Genomic DNA, 217 nt, shown 5'->3' with positions numbered 1-217 from the left:
TCTTTGCCTGCGAACCCCAATAATGTCGGCGTAGAACGGGCGTCGCCACCCACGGAGTCCCGATTTTCCCATTATCGAACGCCCTCGTATCAACCGCAATTTGATAAGACGGGTTGATAACTTCGGGAGAGTATTCGATAACTCACCGGGCCAGAACATAATGCCGTCCACGCTTCTCGCCCATTGGTTCAAGCCAGCCCAGGGCAACCACCTTGCC

This window comes from Thermogutta sp. (genome assembly GCF_039793925.1).
Classification (GTDB): Bacteria; Planctomycetota; Planctomycetia; order Pirellulales; family Thermoguttaceae; genus Thermogutta.
The sequence above is the reverse complement of the archived record's forward strand: the minus strand, read 5'-3'. Positions refer to the sequence as shown.